This window comes from Pseudomonas sp. NBRC 111130, from assembly GCF_001320485.1.
Taxonomy (GTDB): Bacteria; Pseudomonadota; Gammaproteobacteria; order Pseudomonadales; family Pseudomonadaceae; genus Aquipseudomonas; species Aquipseudomonas vlassakiae.
The window spans coordinates 148,372-165,401 of sequence record NZ_BCBG01000013.1; the positions used below are offsets into that span (position 1 = coordinate 148,372).

Here is a 17,030-nt window from a genome sequence, read left to right on the forward strand (position 1 = left end):
TTTTTCTACCGAGACAGCCCACCATGGAGCAGTTCCTGATCGTCGCCTTCGCCCACTTCCTCGCCCTGCTTTCACCCGGCCCGGACTTTTTCCTGGTCGCCCGCACCTCGGTAGCGGCCGGCTGGCGCATGGCCAGCGGCGCCTGCCTGGGCATCGCCTTGGCCAATGGCGTGTTCATCGCCATGGCCTTTGCCGGCCTGGCCATCCTGCGCGAAGGCAGCGGACTGTTCATTGCCTTGCAATTGGCTGGTGCCGGCTACCTGCTGTACATCGGCCTGCTGTTCCTGCGCCATGCCGGTGACAGTGAACTGACCGCCGTTGCCGGAAAGGGTGCGGTAGTCGGTTGGTGGCATGGCCTGGGCGTGGGTTTTCTGTCTGGGACGCTGAACCCGAAGAACGCGCTGTTCTACGCCAGCCTCGCCGGCATGGTGGCCAGCAGCAGCGCGGGCTGGAAATGGCTCTACAGCGCCTGGATGTTCAGCATCGTGCTGCTGTGGGACCTGCTGGTGGCTGCGGCCATCGGCAATCAACGCCTGCTGCGGCGCTTCGCTCGAGCCCTGCCGTGGCTGGAACGGGCCTGCGGGGTCATGCTGATGGGGCTGGCCGTGGCGCTGCTGATTCATCTGCTGCCGGGCTGACCAGGCGCAGGCTGGCGAGGTCCATCAGGCTGAAATGGCCGCTGGCCCAGCCACCGGTGTCCAGATGCCAGACGTTGCCCAGCTGCCTGGCCCGCAATACCGGCGTATGCCCTACCAGCAAGGCGCGCAAGCCTGCCACGCGCTCGGTGTTGCCTTCTTTCAGGCGCTGGCGCGACCACTGGCACACCTCGCGGACGCCGGCGTCGTCATCGAACAGCAGGCTGTCGCGCAATGCGCTCCAGTCGTTGAACGGACTATCGGCATGCAGTAAACCGATCAGGCCGGTGTCGGTCTGCACTTCCAGGGCAATCGGCAGCTGCAGGAACCGTTCGACGAAGATCGCCTGCCTGTCCCTGGGCATATCGATGAACCAGCCACCACCGGCGGCACGGTACATCTCCAGATCCAGTCGCCCGCCATGCAGGCAGGTGATCGCCAGCGACTCGTGATTCCCCTGCACGGCGTGAAACCAAGGCTGATCCAGCCACCACAGGCATTCTCCGCTGTGCGGCCCGCGGTCAACCAGGTCACCGACGCTGAACACCCGGTCCACTGCCGGGTCGAAGCCTGCCGCGTCCAGGCACTGCTCAAGCCGCCGAAAATGCCCGTGGATATCGCCCACTGCCAAGTCACGACCCTTGCTGTTGGCGGCTATCCGCCGAAACCGGCTCATTACAATGTTCCTCTGCTGGCGCGCTGCGGCCCGGCGTAAAATGCAGCGACACGCAGCCCGCCCCGGAGGTGCATCATGCGTAACGCTCTTGTCTGTGCCGTGCTCATGGCGCTGTCATTAAACAGCATGGCACAAGGTACCCCGCCTGCGCAGGTCGAGGTGCGTTTCGACCACCCGGAAAAATTCCGCGACGCCAGCCCAGCGACCGCCTGTACGCGGAAAAAGCCATGCTCGATGACTGGTTCCGCCAGCGGTTCGGCCCGCATTCGTCGTCCTGAAACGACCCTTTGCTGGTACAGGCGAGTGTGACGGGAGTATGCTCGGCCCTTCGGCCTGTACCAGGGAAGGGATCCACCATGAAACTGTGTGCCGTACAACTGGCGTCGCGCAAAGGCGACCTGGCCGGCAACCTCGCCCGCCATCTGCGCTGTATCGAGCAAGCCGCGGCACTGGGCGCGGAACTGGTGGTGTTCCCGGAACTGTCGTTGACCGGTTACGAACCAACCTTGGCGCGCCAGGTGGCCCTGCCGGTGACCTCGGCCCGCCTCCAACCGTTGCAGGCGCTTTGCGATCAGCTGGCAATCAGCGTGGCCGTGGGGCTGCCACTGCCGACCGCAGAGGGCATTCGCATCGGCATGCCCATCCTGCGCCCAGGCCTGCCGCCCCTGACGTATGCCAAGCAGCGCCTGCATGACGATGAACGGCCGTTCTTCACGCCTGGCGATCAACCACTGGTGTTCGACACCGGGGCGCTGCAGATCGCCCCGGCCATCTGCTATGAATCGATGTTCATCGAACATGCCGCGCAGGCCCATGGGCTGGGTGCCGAGCTGTACCTGGTCAGCGTGGCCAAGACCGCCAAAGGCATGCGCGAAGGCAACGAACATTACCCGGAGGTGGCGCGCACCTTGGGCATACCAGTGCTACTGGCCAACTGCGTCGGGCCGGCTGACAACTTCATCGGGGCCGGCGGCTCGGCAGCCTGGGACAACCAGGGCAATCTGTTGGCGGCGTTGGATGACAAGGCCGAAGGCCTGATCCTGCTGGACACCGCCAGCAACATTGCGCTCGGGGTACCTCTGGGCCTGAATTGATCACCAGCGCAGCGGCCGGTGCAGGTCGTTCAAAGGTCCAAAGCCAGGCTTTGCCGCCCTTCCAGTGCCAGCAGATACTGCTTGGCCGGCAAGCCCCCGGCAAACCCGGTCAGGCTCCCGGAGGCGCCGATCACCCGATGACACGGCGCAATGATCGAGATCGGATTGCGCCCATTGGCTGCACCCACTGCCCGCACGGCACCGGGGTTGCCGATCTGGCAGGCGATGTCGCGGTAGCTGCGGGTTTGGCCAAAGGGAATGGTCAGCAAGGCCGCCCACACCTGGCGCTGGAATTCGGTACCGGCAAAGTCCAGCGCCAGTTCGAAGCGCTGGCGCGTGCCAGCGAAGTACTCGCCCAGCTGGCGGGCCGTTTCGCGCAGCGTCGGGTGGCGGTCATCGCGGTGCAGCTGGCCAAGCCGCACGCGGTTCTGGCGCTCCTGCGCCCACAGCACAGCGGCGAGGCACTCGCCGCGTGCCACCAGGGTCAGGGTGCCGACCGGAGACGGCATCAAGGTAAAGGCGCTGGACATCTGAGTTCCCTACGGCAAACCAGTTTCAGCGCACTTTAACGTCGCGCTCCGCCTCCCGCACTCGCTTTCTTGCGCAGGTTATTCGGTGAGCAGCGACTGCCGGATCAGCTTCTTGTCGACCTTGCCTACGCTGGTTTTCGGAATTTGCCCGACACAGCGTATCTGCCGTGGAATCGCCCACTTGTTCAGCTGGCCGCTGGCGACAAAGGGCTGCAGGTGTTCAGCCAGTGCCGCCGCATCCACTTGCCGGCCTTCAATGCACACCAGCAAGGCCAGCGGCTGCTCGCCCCACTGCGGGTCCGGCACGCCGACCACCGCCACCGCCTCGACGGCTGGGTGCTGGCTGATCAGGCTTTCCAGTTCGACCGAGCTGACCCACTCACCACCGGTCTTGATCACATCCTTGATGCGATCACGATGACAGAGCGCCGGGGCCGGGGCTGCAATCTTTTCTTCATGAGCCACCTTGATGGCTAGCAAAGGCCCGACTAATACTTAAAACTCTGCCTGGGGAGGCACGAAACATGCAACCAAGATTCGTTATCGTTCCGGCGGTGCCCATCGAAAAGCAGTCGTTCCGCATCGGCACCCGTTACTACGCGGCGACCGAATGCGGCGGTTTCGATATCTATGACAATCAGGAAAAGGAGCGGCTCAAACCCAGTTACCCGAGCAGGACGGATGCCGAGGTACAGTGCCGGAACATGAACATGGCCAAGCAAACCAGGTAGTCAGTTACCCAGACCGTCATAAGTGAGGGCCGGCAAGCCGGCTCTCAGCGAACTGCACCGTCATCAGCCTTGCCGGCCTCGCCGTCCTGCCACCCGGCGATCAGGCGCTGGGCATTGGCATCGCAATCCATGCCCTGTGGCTTGCTCTGCATGCCGGCAATCACCGCCAGCAATTGCGCGCGATTCTGCGCCAGGCGTAACTGCATGGCTTCGATTTCAGCCACCTTGCGCTTGAGGCTTGCCAGCAGCAGATCATGCCGGGCTGTGCCGTCACCCGCTGCGCTGGTCAGTTTGCGCATTTCTTCCAGGCTGAAGCCTGCCTGCTGCCCGCAGGTGATGATCTCCAGCGACCTCACCGCCTGCTCCGGGTAGTCCCGATAACCGTTGCCCAGGCGTCGAGCCTCGATCAGGCCGCTGGCCTCATAGAACCGGATGCGTGATGCGCTGAGGCCCGTGCGTCGGGCCAGTTCGCCAATTTTCATGAGGGTGTGAAATTCTCTGTTGACCTTAAGGTTTACTTTAACCTTAGCCTTCTCCAAAACCCAACCCGCCCGACGCCCGGCGCTACCTTGGAGAACACCGCATGTCCCCCTTCCAGCCCTTGCAATTGCCCAATGGCAGTGTCATCCCCAACCGCTTGGCCAAGGCGGCCATGGAAGAAAACCTCGCCAATCAGGACCAGACCCCTTCCGATCGCTTGCTGCGCCTGTATCAGGCCTGGGCTGAAGGCGGCGCGGGCTTGCTGCTGACCGGTAACGTCATGGTTGACCCCAGCGCCATGACCGGCCCGGGCGGCGTGATGCTCGATGACAGCCAACCGTTGCAACGTTTTCGCCAATGGGCCGAGGCCGGTCGCGCCAAGGGCGCGCAGTTCTGGATGCAGATCAACCACCCCGGGCGGCAGATGCAGGCCAATCTCGGCCAACCCACCGTGGCCCCCTCGGCGGTCGCGCTGGACATGGGCGGTTTGTCGAAGCTGTTCCCGCAGCCCAAGGCCTTGGACGAAGGCGAAATTGCCGCGTTGATTCAGCGCTTCGCCCGCACTGCGGCACTGGCCGAACAAGCCGGCTTCAGCGGGGTGCAGATCCACGCCGCCCACGGCTACCTGCTCAGCCAGTTTCTTTCGCCACTGACCAACCGCCGCCAGGACCGCTGGGGCGGCAGCCTGGAAAACCGCGCGCGGCTGCTGCTGGAGGTGGTCAAGGCGGTGCGCGAGGTGGTGTCTCCCGGCTTCAGCGTGGCGGTCAAACTCAACTCCGCCGATTTCCAGCGCGGCGGCTTCGAGCCTGCCGATGCGCGCCAGGTCGTGCTGTGGCTGAACGAGCTGCCGGTGGACCTGGTAGAGCTGTCCGGTGGCAGCTACGAAGCACCGGCCATGCAAGGCGACGCCCGCGACGGGCGTACCCTGGCACGGGAGGCCTACTTCCTCGAGTTCGCCCGCGAAATCGCCGCGATCGCCCGGATGCCGGTGATGGTTACCGGTGGCATCCGCCGCCTGCCCGTGGTCGAACAGGTGCTCGCCAGTGGCGTGGCCATGGCCGGTATCGCCACCGCACTGGCGGTCGACCCCAACCTGCCCCGACGCTGGCAAGCCGGCGAGACCAAGGCCTCGGCCGAACTGCCGCCGATCCGCTGGAAGCGCAAGGCATTCGCCGCCCTGGCCTACATGGCGCTGGTCAAGCTGCAGATGCGCCGGCTGGCCAAGGGCAGCAGACCCAAGGCCAAGGCTTCTCCCCTGGGAGCCCTGCTGCTGGAACAATGGTGCACCCTGCGCCGGGTGAAGCAATACAAGCGTATGATGGCCAACCGGCTGGATTGATGCTGTTCGATAATGGCCGGGTGGGCCATTCAGACTATTGAGGCCAATGGCAGCCGGTCAATCCAGACATTCTCGTGCGGCCAGGCGCAACTTGTCACTCGACAGGAAACTGCCTTTGTAGAACGTTGCGCGGCTACCTTCCCGGTACTCAACGACTTCCAGCACTTCGTCTGACGTCACGGCGCTGGGCGCGGTCAGCCGATAACCGTGATTGATCGACTTTTGCGTGGTATGAGGGGACAGCGCCTGCCACTTTGGCAGGACGCAGGCGGCATAATCTTCCGGGGATTTCGAGGTCAGCTTACTGGCGGTAGGCTTGCCCGGGTTTGCGCAAGCGGCAAGGCTGACAATGACTGCGAAACTGAACAAAATACGAAGGGTTGGCATTTGCAATTAACCAGGCGGAAACGTGTGCCATTCTATCCGGGATCGACCCAATGCAAAAAGCCCGCTTGTGTGCGGGCTTTGTTCTGCTGCAGATCATCACTTCAAGCTTTTTTGCACATCAACGCCGCATCGAGCAGCCTGCCATGGTCGTACCAGGCGTCGCGCTGGTAAGCAGTGAACTGGCGGTCGGTTCCCGTACCGTGCAGCTCCACCAGGCCATCGGCCTTGTTGGGGTCGGTACTTTCAACGTACAGCTTGACCGAGTTGTCGGTGTCGACTTCGTACGTTTTGACATTTACCGGAAGTTCGCCTTTGACACACCCCAGATAGGCTGGCGTGCTTCTCTCGGTGGTGCCAGACGTATAATCATGGCCACTTCGCACATCCGGGTTCTGTGCGCACCCGGCCATGAACAGCGTAGCGGATGTGGATAACAGTACTGCGCCTGCAACCGATCTGGAACTCTTCACGCGACACGCTCCTGCTGCCCCTTCTAGAACTTGAAAAGTGGCCAAGCACACCGCCCTTTTTTGGTTTTCATTGCCCAATGGTACTGCGCAACACAGCCAGCACGATATGCTTGTTGGCTATAGAGGTAATGGCCAATTACCCTTAGGATTTTCGACTTTCGAGTTATTTCTTTAGGCCAACGGAACGATTCAAAAAGCCCTGATTCTCATACGTATCGACCCGGCGCATCGTTCAGGAGAAACCCATGCTGTGGTGGCTGGAGATACTCGCTCAGTTCATGGCTTCCGCAGGCCTTGCCGTATTCAGCATTTTTGTTTTCTGGGCCTGTACGCTGCTGTCTGGCCGAACTTACAGCAAACTGATGTCAGCCCTGCTGGCGGTGGCATTGCTGAGCATTGCAGCCTTTCCGCATGGTGCGAGCTTCGCTGTAAACCAGCAAACGCTGCTGGGGGATGGCAGCGATTTCCTGTTGCTGGTGGCGGACGCGATGGGCGTGATCAGTGCCGTTATCATTGCGTCGTTCTTCTTCAACCCGGGACGGTTGTTGGACGAAGCGTGACTGGCATGCAGGCTATCTTGTTTCAGTCGCGACGATATCCTGCTGACCCGTGTCGAGGAGATAAACATGAGCATTCGCAGCCTTGCCAAACATCTTCCTGCAGACCCTGATAAAGAAGGCTGGGTGCTTGGCTGGGGCGTGCTGCGAGCCTTGCACCCTTGGCACTTCGTCGACGTCTATGCCGACCAGAAAACCGCCAGGGCCGAGGCGCAGCGCCGTGGCGATGGCTATGTCGTCGAATTTGGCTCGCACCGGCTCGGTTCGGATGAATTCGTCTGCGGTATAAACCCGCCTGAAGGGTGACAGTTACATCATGCCCACGGCAAAGGCTCGGACGGGAGACGGCTGACTTCAAACGTCAAAGAAGCCGCTCAACGTTATGGCCGAACGAGTACCGATAGCCTCTACAGAACGCATCCCATTCATCGCCCGACCAGCCGGACCTGCGCTTGACCTGCCTCAAGTCGTGCCGGGCGGCCCGCTTCGCGGTTAGACGTTGCCTGGCCTTCTCGAGATCCAGCAAGGCCACCTTGATGCTCGGCTCGCTGAAATCGACAAAGACATGCTTCAGATACAGGCAACCGTGCTGCCAACGGCCAACGTTCAACCTGGCGAGTACTCGGCCATATGCCTCCAGGATTTCGTGGTGGCGCCTGGACCCGAGTGATTGGTCGAGCTGGTTGGCGTAGAAGTCCTCCAGCGACAGGTAACCGTCCAGCGCTGCCGTCACCATCACTGCATGCCACTCTCCGTCCTGTTTACGGACATGGGCGTAGACAAGCGATGGGGTTGAAACACCTAAGGATGCAGCCGCACGCAGGGCCTTAGCTTCACGCGCAACTGTCGGGTACCCCAACGGGTGCAACAAATTTCGATAGACATGCCCGACTTGCTGTTTCTTGTAGAAAGTCAGGCCCTCCAGCTCGACGCGAAGTACACCACTCTCCCCGCCTCTGCGGATATTGGGGGGCTCCACCCATTTCCCGGGGGCGCCGAGGATGTCCTCTACAGGTGGAAGGGAGGGTCTCATGTTTGTTGAATTATTAGTCATTGAGCACTCACTCATTTGCCAGCCTTGGCGCGGCGAGACTCGAAATATAAACCCCTGATCTCGCCGGCGGCTACCGCAGATATCACCACCGGCACGCCCTCAGCTGCAATGCTTGGACCTGCTTCAGCCAAGAAGGCGCGCCAGAGGGAGTTCAGCCGTTTTGGCTTTGAACGTACTGTTCAGCCATGACCTTCCCCTCCAGAATGGCTTCAGTCGAAGAGGAAAAAGGCCGACTCACCCGTAGCGTTCGTGCCGTTGCACCTGGTTTCCCTACTTCAACCAACATTCCGGTGGGGAATTCAATACTGGACTCCCACAGTACGTATATGGATGCCTGGTAACCCAGGTAGGAATGGACGTAAAGGTCATGACTGGTGGACTGAAGGCTCATCACGTTCTCCAACTGGGCGCCTCGAATGCGCCTCTGATGGAGATACGACAGGTGCCTTTTCAGAAGCGTTCCCTTTCCCGCCCACATGGATGAGCTACCCGAAGGAAGCGCAGCGGCGGTACTTATATTGAAAGCGCTGGAGGACGAGGTGGGTTGGTCCGTGGCCCGGACCTACCCTTGAGGCTATTTAGCCCGCAGCCACCGTCGGTATCACTGCATGCACGCCCTCGACTGCGATTTTTCGTGCCCTTCCTACACCCCATGCCATCGCACGCGTCATCGATTCGCCTGGACGGGCAGCGAACGACTCCTCGTGAACCGCCATGCCTTGAGGTGCGTAAACGCCTATGAACATCTGCGTTTGACCGGTCCTTGAAAGCCTTACCTGAACATCAATGTGCGTGCCGTCGTCGAGCGTTTCGTCATGGGTCCGGTGGTGCAGCGTCGGGTCTGCCCAATCCCAGAACACATTTCCACGAACTCGCATGTAATCCTCCATTAATCTTGTGTTTAAGATCCATAGGGAGATCAAAGTAACGCGCATCAAATAACTTTCAAGTGCCCTTTACCGGAAACAACACTTGAACGACAGGCGGCTTCGATAACTTATACAAAACTATAATTTTGTATAAGTTATCAAGGGCATTTGTGGGAGTTCGCGGCCCTCGCCAGCTTCGCTTGCGCTCGGTAGCGACTCGGCAAATTCAATCCACTGTTTAAATGCACACCGGTGCGCCTCGCACATGGCTTGCCAGTCCGGCCCACCGAGACGGCCATATGCCACCTGGTTCATCGTTGATGAAACAAGCGAATCGAGTTCGCGAAGCAACGTATATGCACGGTACCTTCTTTCACGTTCCGGCATGTTCCTGCCCCCCACAATGCACAGCAAGGTTTGAGCCTATCCGAGGCTTCTGCCTGGTAGACCTTCATGGCCTGCCTTGTTTCCATCAATGCTAACCGTTTCGCCGAATGGCGGCGAGGCGAAGCTATGACTCAAGTATTTCCATGCAGCGCTCGTTCAGGAGCTTACGTGGCTTCGTCGCAGCTACGGACCCATTCAAAATTGGTATCACCCAGTAGCCTTCGTTAACTGTCCACTTACGACCCAAAGGGGACATTTACGCACATCTGCTGGCGGCCGAAACTCGTGAAAGCGAGTTTAATGATTTCGTCTCAGTACCCCTATGAAGAGAAGACCAGTGTGGACGATGCCATGTCCGCACTAGGTCTGTCTGCGTCTATAACAGGCTTCTATCTCGGATAGGCGAATGTCCGGGTACCCCTTCTCGGCTGTAGACCCTCTTTCCCGCCACATAAGTAGGCGCCTGGCGCGTCCTGGCTAAAGGCGGCTGGCCATCATCGCATAAAACGCTTTTGCATCACCTCACTCGGCCCAGGCGCGCAAGCGCTGGATGAACTCGGCCAGCGGCACCCGTACTTCCGGCCAGTCCGCCACGTGGTGGTGGCGCAGCACGGCGGTGTCCGCCACGAAGGTCACCAGGAAGGCGTTGCCACTGTAGGTAACGTCGGCCGATCCGTAGCGAACGGCTTCTGCCTTTTCCAGCAGGGTATCGATACTTTCGCGAGTCACCTCTTCGGCGATGAATGCCTGCAAGCCATCGGAAAAGGTCATGGGGCGTACTCCTGTCGCAAAGTGAAAAACAGTCGCCACGGGTACCTGCCCCGTGGCGACGAGTGGATGCAATCAGGGTTTAGGATAGGCGGTATTGATCAGATCGCCGTTCAGATAGAACACGATATCGAACGCAGCGGCAGGTGTGCCCTTCTGGCACTCGGTTCCCGAGGAGCCGACATACTTGCTCTTGTTCGAGGCATCCTGAACCTTGGTCGCGTAGGCATTGCGCACCGCAGCGATCACCTGGGTCTCGGTGCAGCGATCGGGGAACATCGTGGAGATGCTCTTCGTCCCGCTTCTCGCACCTTCGGCGATGGTGAAGTTCTTCAAGGTGTAGACATCACCCGCGCCATGCGTCCCCGCCGGTGCATTGCTGACGCTGTCGGGGTTGATCCCGCCCGGACGGCTGTGGAAACCCTTGGCAACGTCAGGTGCGCTGACCTCACCGCAGAAGATGTGCTGGGCATTGATCCGCGGGGTGCCTGCCAGGATTCCCTTGCTGCAGGTCGGGTCGGCCTGGGCGGCACCGATGCCGGTCAGGGTCACCAGGCTGACCAGGGCCAGGCGTGTGCAGTTTCTGACAATACGCTTGTTCATCGTGAAGCTCCTTTTCGTTGGGTTGAATCATTCATGCGTTGCTCGGGCGAGTGCCCGGCAAAGCGGTCACAGCCCCAGCAGCCACTTGGCGCGGGTCAGGTAGGTGATGCGGTCGTCGAGGCCGTTGAGGCCGCCGTTGATGCGGCGGGTGACCTCCTTCACGTCGTCCTTGTCGGCGTAGGTGTTGAGCTTGCGGCTGTCCCAGAACCAGCCGGCGACATCCACCGCCAGGAACGGGTCGGTACTGACCAGGGTGGGCGCATCCTTGAGTTCGAAGTCGCGCCCGCAGGCCTGGCCGTACTGGCGATAATTGGCCCGCCCGGTCAGCTGGATCAGACCACGCCCCTTGAAGCGCTTGCCGTCGCCCGACTGGGTGTTGCCCAGGTCCTTGCGCCCTTCATATGCGCTGCCGCTGGCGATTTCCTCGGTGTACAGCAGGCACCCGCTTTCATGGGCGATCTGCGCCAGGAAGTGCGCCTGGCGCAGTGGCGTGTCGATCTTGTAACGGGCGAACACATCGAGGATGGGCTGTCGAAACGCCTCGACCTTCGCGCCGGTGGCATGGATCAGCACCGCCCACAAGGTCGCCGTGCCGATCGTCGATGGCAGGCCTGCCCGCAGGGCCTTGATGGTGTCGTCGTTGGCGCTGACCGTCTTGCTCTGGGCAATGCCCTGGAGTTCCTGGTAGCGCTTCAGTGCCGTGCGCGAGCCCGGCCCCCAGAGTCCGTCGGTGACCAGGGCACAGACGAATTCGCCTCGCCCGCTGTTCATGTTGAGCAACAACTGCACGGTGCGGACATCGCCCTTGTCGTTGTTGCCACCTTCACCAACCGATTGTTTGATGCACATGCTTGCCTCCTTGCAGCAGGCACGACTTTCCCGTCGGCGACGGCCAATGCCTGCCTTGCGCTGGTTTCGATAGGGATTGCGGTGGGTCGAGCGGGTCTGGCCGCTACTTGCGAACGAGAGTCAGGCGAGTGCCGAACCTGTCCTTCTTGTAACGACTGAACACCTGGATCTGAAGGTTCTTGCCGACTTGCCAGCCGAGTACGTAGCCCTTATCCAGGTCGGCGCAATTGCCGGCATCGGCCTTGACGATGGGATAGCGAGTGGCATCGGCGACCGCTGCTGGGGATGGCGAGCCCAGCGTCAGGTTGCACGACCAGGTATCGATGCGCAGTCGGCCTGCCCCTTCGCGTCCCTCGTCGGGAATGACCAGGATCAGGTCGAGGAACTCGTCCTCGGTTTCGAACTGTCCTACATATTTCTGCTCAGCGAACGCCGGCAGAAGTGTCGCCAGTGCCAGTGCACCGGCCAGTGTTGCAAGGGTGGATTTCATCTCGACTCTCCTTGTTGAATGAATGCACATGTTCAGAACGCCAACAGCAAGCCCACCCATTCGGCGATGGCGATCGCCAGCTCCGGACGCACCAGGCCCAGCGCCATTAGCGCAACCAGCAAGCCGGCACCGATACCGATCACCAGTCGCCTGGGGCCGGACATCCTGCGGTTGCGAACCGACTGCAGATCAATGATCGATTTCAAGGCACTGCCCTCCTCCTGGGATAGAACCAACAGCATCGAACGGTCATTGCGCCTGCTCATCGCCTGGCCTCCTGTAGATCCCCAGCAGCTCGCCATCCACGCGCACGACGATGGCCTCGTTCCCATAGCCCGGCACCTCGATGCTCAACGCATGCCTGCCCTGTCCGCGTGCAGGCGTACCGCCGACACGCAATGCCAGACCTTCCCCGACCGGCTCCACCGTGGCGTCCAGCACCACGTTCAACGAAGCCACCTGGGTGCCTGGCCATAGACGGTCGCAGGCTTGCTGCGCACGCTGCATCTCGGCCCCCAGCGCCATCACGAACTGTTCCAGGCTGTCCATCACGATTGCTCCGCTTCGTCCGTCAGCCAATACGGCCTGCGGGCGAAACCGACGTGGTAGGTCAACGCCTGCAGCACGACCTGGTGCTCGCCGATGTTGAGCAGCTTGAAACTCTTCTCGATGCCCAGCACCCGTCCGCGCGGCGTGCCGCTAAGGCAGCGGTTGAGCAATGTGGCCTGGGCCTCGACGGCCTCCTCCGGGGTCAGTTTTTCCGGATCGAGGCTGCCGACCACGATGCGCTTTACATATCCAACATCCGTCAAATCAAACATCACGGCATTCCCTCTCCGGAAAAACGGATTCTCAGCGTCGGCCTGCGGATCAGGCCTCTCCCTCGCCAGCTTGTCGCTCAGGACATCCGCGCGTCACGCGGCGATCTTGGGCGTGACCGACTGGGCGATGATGTCCATCACCCGTGCCAGGCCTTCAGGCATGCCATCGTCGACGGCATGAACCTCGACGTGGTACTTCGCCGACTGGTCGGTGGAACGGGTGTTCTCCTTGTGCGAGGCCACCGAACCGGACACGTTGACCTTGGCGCTGAAAGGTCCCCAGCCCAGCTTGGCTTCGGCGGAGAAGCTGCCGGAGCGGTCTTCGGTGTCGCGTGACTGCTCGGAGTTGCGTACCTCCATGTCGAAGGTGATGTCCACCTTATTGATTGCAAGATTGGGCACCTTCACCACCGCGAGCAGCGGCAGCTGCAGCTCGACTTTCTCGATGGCGGCCGGATCGTCTTCGGTCGGTGCCGAACGGTCGTAGCGGAACGACACGTTGCGGATGTCGCCGACATCGTTGGGGCCGGCGTTGGCCGGGTCGGCCGGGGGCAGGAAGCCAATCACCTTGATGAAGTTCGCGGTGGCATTGGCCAGGCGGACCTGAGCGTCGCAGGCGGCGCTGAGGGGGGCACCGATCAGGTCTGCCATCGGCAGGCCGCGGAATTGGTTACCCATTACAAAGTCAGACATGATGTCTCTCCTAGATCAATTTATCGAGGTTGTGGATCAGTCGCGCCATGCCCTCGGACGAGGGCTGGGTTTCGACTCTGAGGGTGACGCGCGCCACTGGCCCGCTTTCACCATTTCGGCGAACGCCCATATCGACGTTCAAAGGCGTGTGTGTGTCGGTCGGCCACGGCGAGTCGGGGTCGACATCACCGGCCTGTGCCGCACTCGGTTCACGGTAATCGGCATGCAGGCCGACCTCGAAATCGATCTGCATGTCCTTGACGGTCAGCAAGCGCGAGCCGACCAGCGATAGCAGGGGCACCCGTACCAGGCGTTCCTCGCCGTCCTTGGCGTCGGGTGACTGCAGCGGCAGGCGCACATCGACGCTGACCGGACGGTTGTCGTCATCGAAGTACTGGCGCACGGTCGCCATCTGGAAGCGCTGGATCTTGTCCTGGGCCTCGGCCACGGCACCGGCAATGCTCTGGATCAGGTGATGAAGGGAATGGTTCGCCACGACAGACGCTCCTTGTCGATTGTCGGTGCCGGACGCGGGCCGTCACGGGAACGGGCCATCAGCGGCTGACACCTGTTGTGGTTGGTGAGCTCAGGTTATGGCCAGGGACACGCGCCGTCCCGGTACCGGCGTCCCGAAAACCTGGATGGGCGTCCCAGGTTCATCCGGCCGCGAACTCAGCTATGGATCAGTTCCCTGACCCAGTGATCGAGCACAGGCCGCTCGCCCTTGGCCGGCACCAGGCAACAGAATCCAGAGACCCCGCCATTGTTCAGCGCCGCACGGACAGCCCGCGGCGAGAGACCGAACGCCTTGCGGAACAGGCGACTGAAATGGGTTTCGTCGACAAAGCCGTGGTCGTAGGCCAGGTCGCCGATGCGCCGATCGGCGTTGGTGCTGTCGCACAAGGCGAACAGGCAGCGGCGCAGGCGGCGTTGCAACAGGTAGTGGCGCACGCCGCCGAAGCGCTCGAAAGAGCGGTACAGCTGGCTACGCGACGTGCCGACCTCCTTGGCCAGTACCGCCGGGGTGAGGTCTTCACGGTGCAGATTGCGCTCGATGTGCAGGCGCACACGGCGCCCGAGGTCAGCCTGGCCTGCGACCTGAACCTGCGCCTGGCCAGCCATGGCCTTGGCCAGGCAAGCCGCGACCATCCCCAGCAGCGGCAAGGCCAGACGCAGTGCTTCATCCATGCCCAGGTGCGGTGCGGTGGCCGCCAACGACGACAGCAGACGGGCCAGCAACATCCCCGCGGCCGTCTCCCGACGCAGCACCACGCCATGCAACTGACCAGCGTCGAACAACAGCAACGACAGTGCCGTACGCGGCATAATCAGGCTGATTCCTTCGCCGGCCGCCATGCTGAACCTGGCTGGTTGCGCCAGGTCGAGCAACACCACATCCGAAGGACGTACCCTCAGGCCGTTGGCGCAGGCCAGGCCACGCTGCAGTGGCAGGTGCAACAGGTAGTGATCAAGGTCGCACCACCCCAGGCGCGTGCTATCGCGCCGATAACGGGCAGCGTCCAGATGGCCGCTGCTAAGCAGAAAACGACTGAAGTGGTAGACCGTCAGGGAAGTGCAAAAAGGCGTGGGTGTGCGGGCACCGACATCGAACAGCAGGCTGGCGATCAACTGCCAGTGGGCCAGGTCCTGGGCCGCCGTGTGCGTGGCAGAACTGCTGAAGGTGGGTAGCGACGCAGTGTCCTGCGCCGCTGCAAGGAGGAATTGCGGGGTGAAGGTTGGTTCCATGGTTCCGACTCACTGTCCATAGTGGAGCCGGAAAGTTGGTTCACTCCCGAGGGGCCTGCATCACTTTGCCATCACCGTTTCCTGGCTCATTCGATGGATGCTGTTGCACCAGCACCTTGCGCTTGGCCCGAGCTCGGCGATCTGCTCGACGATGTCCTCGATCTTGTGCTCAATGGTGTCGTGGTGAAGCAGGCGACGCGGTGGATGGCACCGGCTTTGCTGGTGTTCGCGGGTGAACCCGCTTCCACAAAGTCAGCTGTCAGACGCAACGTCGTCTGGGTCGAAAGCTGCCACTCGCCAACGGCAGCCATCGACCCGAAGCGGTCGTTATGACGGTTGTCTTAGAACCGCTCGACCAGCTCATCGGGAGCAGTTACGCTGGCGTCATTTGCACGGAAGCAACAATGACAAAGCCATACCGAGGAAGCTGCTTGTGCTCAGCAGTCAGTTTCGAGCTAGTCGACCCGCCCCAGGCAGTGAGTCATTGCCATTGCAGCCAGTGCCGCAAAGGTCATGGAGCCGCATTCGGATCCTACGGAAGCATTCAGCGCAGCAAGCTGCGCGTGCTCCGCGGCGCCAATTACATCAAGACCTATGCTTCTTCGCCGACGGTAGCGCGCGAATTTTGTATGGAGTGCGGCTCAACCTTATTCTGGTCACGTTCTAAAGGTGAATATACCGATTGGATTTCCATAGCGCTGGGCACCCTTGATACGCCGTTCCTGCCGAAGAAGCATAAACACTTACATGTCGATTCCGCTGCGCCCTGGTATGCACCAGCTGGCATTCAGACTCAGAGCGACTGACCGGAAAGAGGACTGCCGGTTACGGCCGCTTCCGACCCATAGCAGTCGCTAAATAACGGGTTTCGTGAGCGCGACGCGCACTCTGTGGGAGCGGGCGTGCCCGCGAACACCGGCGCAGCCGGTGCCAGTCTCCGCGTTTGATTCTTCGCGGGCGCGCCCGCTCCCACAAAGATTGCTGTTCGGCTCACCGGCAGCAACGGGTCGAAAGCCGGCCATCGCGGAGGAAAGGCAATTTGTTCAATGCCAGGTAAGCAGATAGCCGTATGGCTATGGCATCATGTGGCCATCATTCATATGACGAGACTGATGATGGAACTGGTAAGTCAAGAAAAGATAATGCAAGTGCTCGACTGGGCATACGAGCGATCCGTAAATGGATTCTCCGGTCTTGATTCCGCCGAGGAGCTCGCAGCCAGCTACGCCAAGGAGGAAGGCTCTGCCTACGATCAAGCTAACTCCCTGATTCGCTGGCAAAACACCAAATCGGCCACTTCAGGCTTCATTACCGGCCTGGGCGGTTTGATTACACTCCCCGTCGCGTTGCCCGCCAACATCACGAGTGTGCTTTTCGTACAAATTCGCATGATCGCCGCCATCGCTCACCTGGGTGGCTACGATGTCAAGGATGACAAGGTAAAGGCCTTGGTTTTCGCCTGTCTCACAGCCAACTCGGCTAAAGAACTGCTGAAAGACATCGGCATTGTCGTCGGCAACAAGCTGGCAATGAATGCGGTGAAGTCGATTTCCGGCAAGACGCTGATAGAGATAAACAAAAAGGTAGGCTTCAAGCTGTTCACCAAATTTGGTGAAAAAGGGGTGATCAATCTCGGTAAAGCCGTGCCCCTGCTCGGTGGCTTGATTGGAGGAAGTTTCGATGCTTACACGACCAATGCCATCGGTAACGTAGCGCGAGATACATTTACGCCAAAAGAGGTCGCGTCGGCATAACGGTCTGGCATCGGCCACATTCGCCTCGGATGCTCAAAAAATACCGGCCGATAGACTGGTCGCTTTTGGCCGGCAGTTGCCGACTACGCCGAAGGGC

At 60.9% G+C, this 17,030-nt stretch carries 27 protein-coding genes and 2 pseudogenes; 9 read left to right on the forward strand and 20 right to left on the reverse strand.

Going from position 1 to position 17,030, the window contains the following annotated elements; translation table 11 throughout:
- Positions 1 to 23: 23 nt before the first annotated feature.
- Complete coding sequence (locus APH33_RS07705) at positions 24 to 638, forward strand: LysE family translocator (protein ID WP_054884564.1); 615 nt, start codon at positions 24 to 26, stop codon at positions 636 to 638.
- On the opposite strand, the gene APH33_RS07710 is transcribed toward APH33_RS07705, so the two are convergent.
- Entirely contained in the window at positions 586 to 1,311 is a 726-nt protein-coding gene (locus APH33_RS07710) for a metallophosphoesterase (RefSeq protein ID WP_054884565.1), read from the reverse strand. The two genes, APH33_RS07705 and APH33_RS07710, sit on opposite strands and share 53 nt — an antisense overlap.
- 75 nt (positions 1,312 to 1,386) lie before the next feature.
- Here APH33_RS07710 and APH33_RS27920 point away from each other — a divergent pair.
- Positions 1,387 to 1,509, forward strand: a pseudogene (locus tag APH33_RS27920) (DUF3016 domain-containing protein); the annotation flags it as partial.
- Positions 1,510 to 1,667: 158 nt separating this feature from the next.
- Positions 1,668 to 2,405 (forward strand): carbon-nitrogen hydrolase family protein, encoded by a 738-nt coding sequence (locus tag APH33_RS07720; protein ID WP_054884567.1) that lies wholly within the window; start codon positions 1,668 to 1,670, stop codon positions 2,403 to 2,405.
- 29 nt (positions 2,406 to 2,434) lie between these two features.
- On the opposite strand, the gene APH33_RS07725 is transcribed toward APH33_RS07720, so the two are convergent.
- Complete coding sequence (locus tag APH33_RS07725) at positions 2,435 to 2,935, reverse strand: methylated-DNA--[protein]-cysteine S-methyltransferase (RefSeq protein ID WP_054884568.1); 501 nt, start codon at positions 2,933 to 2,935, stop codon at positions 2,435 to 2,437.
- 78 nt (positions 2,936 to 3,013) lie between these two features.
- Positions 3,014 to 3,352, reverse strand: a pseudogene (locus tag APH33_RS07730) (fatty acid--CoA ligase); the annotation flags it as partial.
- A 107-nt stretch (positions 3,353 to 3,459) separates the two neighbouring features.
- Here APH33_RS07730 and APH33_RS07735 point away from each other — a divergent pair.
- A complete protein-coding gene (locus APH33_RS07735; RefSeq protein WP_054884570.1) occupies positions 3,460 to 3,666 on the forward strand; it encodes a hypothetical protein in 207 nt (68 codons plus the stop codon).
- A 44-nt stretch (positions 3,667 to 3,710) separates the two neighbouring features.
- Here the strand turns inward: APH33_RS07735 and APH33_RS07740 are convergent, their stop codons facing one another.
- On the reverse strand, positions 3,711 to 4,148 hold the full coding sequence (locus APH33_RS07740; protein ID WP_054884571.1) for a MerR family transcriptional regulator: 438 nt from the start codon (positions 4,146 to 4,148) through the stop codon (positions 3,711 to 3,713).
- Positions 4,149 to 4,249: 101 nt separating this feature from the next.
- Between APH33_RS07740 and APH33_RS07745 the strand changes: the two genes are divergently transcribed.
- Positions 4,250 to 5,485 (forward strand): NADH:flavin oxidoreductase/NADH oxidase family protein, encoded by a 1,236-nt coding sequence (locus APH33_RS07745; protein ID WP_054884572.1) that lies wholly within the window; start codon positions 4,250 to 4,252, stop codon positions 5,483 to 5,485.
- A gap of 57 nt (positions 5,486 to 5,542) precedes the next feature.
- Here the strand turns inward: APH33_RS07745 and APH33_RS07750 are convergent, their stop codons facing one another.
- Entirely contained in the window at positions 5,543 to 5,872 is a 330-nt protein-coding gene (locus APH33_RS07750; protein ID WP_054884573.1) for a hypothetical protein, read from the reverse strand.
- A 101-nt stretch (positions 5,873 to 5,973) separates the two neighbouring features.
- The gene (locus APH33_RS07755; RefSeq protein WP_054884574.1) at positions 5,974 to 6,342 is read right to left on the reverse strand and encodes a hypothetical protein; all 369 of its coding nucleotides are present in this window, start codon (positions 6,340 to 6,342) and stop codon (positions 5,974 to 5,976) included.
- Between the two features lie 245 nt (positions 6,343 to 6,587).
- Between APH33_RS07755 and APH33_RS07760 the strand changes: the two genes are divergently transcribed.
- Both APH33_RS07760 and APH33_RS07765 read left to right on the forward strand, forming a co-directional pair.
- Positions 6,588 to 6,902: a hypothetical protein gene (locus tag APH33_RS07760; protein ID WP_054884575.1), complete on the forward strand. Its 315-nt coding sequence runs from the start codon at positions 6,588 to 6,590 to the stop codon at positions 6,900 to 6,902.
- A gap of 66 nt (positions 6,903 to 6,968) precedes the next feature.
- The gene (locus APH33_RS07765) at positions 6,969 to 7,205 is read left to right on the forward strand and encodes a hypothetical protein (RefSeq protein ID WP_054884576.1); all 237 of its coding nucleotides are present in this window, start codon (positions 6,969 to 6,971) and stop codon (positions 7,203 to 7,205) included.
- 55 nt (positions 7,206 to 7,260) lie between these two features.
- Here the strand turns inward: APH33_RS07765 and APH33_RS07770 are convergent, their stop codons facing one another.
- From APH33_RS07770 to APH33_RS27930, 14 genes are all read right to left on the reverse strand, one after another.
- The gene (locus tag APH33_RS07770; RefSeq protein WP_256218603.1) at positions 7,261 to 7,953 is read right to left on the reverse strand and encodes a lipopolysaccharide kinase InaA family protein; all 693 of its coding nucleotides are present in this window, start codon (positions 7,951 to 7,953) and stop codon (positions 7,261 to 7,263) included.
- A 151-nt stretch (positions 7,954 to 8,104) separates the two neighbouring features.
- Positions 8,105 to 8,344 carry a hypothetical protein gene (locus tag APH33_RS27925; RefSeq protein WP_054884587.1) on the reverse strand — a complete coding sequence of 80 codons (240 nt, stop codon included), beginning with the start codon at positions 8,342 to 8,344 and terminating at the stop codon, positions 8,105 to 8,107.
- Positions 8,345 to 8,531: 187 nt separating this feature from the next.
- A complete protein-coding gene (locus tag APH33_RS07780; RefSeq protein ID WP_054884578.1) occupies positions 8,532 to 8,831 on the reverse strand; it encodes a hypothetical protein in 300 nt (99 codons plus the stop codon).
- A gap of 900 nt (positions 8,832 to 9,731) precedes the next feature.
- Positions 9,732 to 9,980 carry a hypothetical protein gene (locus APH33_RS07785; RefSeq protein WP_027609364.1) on the reverse strand — a complete coding sequence of 83 codons (249 nt, stop codon included), beginning with the start codon at positions 9,978 to 9,980 and terminating at the stop codon, positions 9,732 to 9,734.
- Positions 9,981 to 10,052: 72 nt separating this feature from the next.
- On the reverse strand, positions 10,053 to 10,580 hold the full coding sequence (locus APH33_RS07790; RefSeq protein ID WP_054884579.1) for an EndoU domain-containing protein: 528 nt from the start codon (positions 10,578 to 10,580) through the stop codon (positions 10,053 to 10,055).
- 66 nt (positions 10,581 to 10,646) lie between these two features.
- On the reverse strand, positions 10,647 to 11,429 hold the full coding sequence (locus tag APH33_RS07795; RefSeq protein ID WP_082433485.1) for a glycoside hydrolase family 19 protein: 783 nt from the start codon (positions 11,427 to 11,429) through the stop codon (positions 10,647 to 10,649).
- A 103-nt stretch (positions 11,430 to 11,532) separates the two neighbouring features.
- Complete coding sequence (locus tag APH33_RS07800; RefSeq protein ID WP_054884580.1) at positions 11,533 to 11,919, reverse strand: hypothetical protein; 387 nt, start codon at positions 11,917 to 11,919, stop codon at positions 11,533 to 11,535.
- 32 nt (positions 11,920 to 11,951) lie between these two features.
- Positions 11,952 to 12,185 carry a hypothetical protein gene (locus APH33_RS07805; RefSeq protein ID WP_054884581.1) on the reverse strand — a complete coding sequence of 78 codons (234 nt, stop codon included), beginning with the start codon at positions 12,183 to 12,185 and terminating at the stop codon, positions 11,952 to 11,954.
- Entirely contained in the window at positions 12,169 to 12,468 is a 300-nt protein-coding gene (locus tag APH33_RS07810) for a hypothetical protein (RefSeq protein WP_054884582.1), read from the reverse strand. The genes APH33_RS07805 and APH33_RS07810 overlap by 17 nt, the downstream gene beginning before the upstream one ends.
- Positions 12,468 to 12,740, reverse strand: a complete 273-nt coding sequence (locus APH33_RS07815; protein WP_027609358.1) for a hypothetical protein — start codon at positions 12,738 to 12,740, stop codon at positions 12,468 to 12,470. The genes APH33_RS07810 and APH33_RS07815 overlap by 1 nt, the downstream gene beginning before the upstream one ends.
- Before the next feature lie 93 nt (positions 12,741 to 12,833).
- Complete coding sequence (locus APH33_RS07820) at positions 12,834 to 13,433, reverse strand: DUF2589 domain-containing protein (protein WP_027609357.1); 600 nt, start codon at positions 13,431 to 13,433, stop codon at positions 12,834 to 12,836.
- Between the two features lie 10 nt (positions 13,434 to 13,443).
- Positions 13,444 to 13,929: a DUF2589 domain-containing protein gene (locus tag APH33_RS07825; RefSeq protein WP_027609356.1), complete on the reverse strand. Its 486-nt coding sequence runs from the start codon at positions 13,927 to 13,929 to the stop codon at positions 13,444 to 13,446.
- A 176-nt stretch (positions 13,930 to 14,105) separates the two neighbouring features.
- A complete protein-coding gene (locus APH33_RS07830) occupies positions 14,106 to 15,179 on the reverse strand; it encodes a helix-turn-helix domain-containing protein (RefSeq protein ID WP_082433487.1) in 1,074 nt (357 codons plus the stop codon).
- A 60-nt stretch (positions 15,180 to 15,239) separates the two neighbouring features.
- Positions 15,240 to 15,371 carry a hypothetical protein gene (locus APH33_RS27930; protein ID WP_143524226.1) on the reverse strand — a complete coding sequence of 44 codons (132 nt, stop codon included), beginning with the start codon at positions 15,369 to 15,371 and terminating at the stop codon, positions 15,240 to 15,242.
- Positions 15,372 to 15,583: 212 nt separating this feature from the next.
- Between APH33_RS27930 and APH33_RS26465 the strand changes: the two genes are divergently transcribed.
- Entirely contained in the window at positions 15,584 to 15,985 is a 402-nt protein-coding gene (locus APH33_RS26465) for a GFA family protein (protein ID WP_082433491.1), read from the forward strand.
- A 306-nt stretch (positions 15,986 to 16,291) separates the two neighbouring features.
- A complete protein-coding gene (locus APH33_RS07835; protein WP_054884590.1) occupies positions 16,292 to 16,933 on the forward strand; it encodes an EcsC family protein in 642 nt (213 codons plus the stop codon).
- Positions 16,934 to 17,030 lie beyond the last annotated feature (97 nt).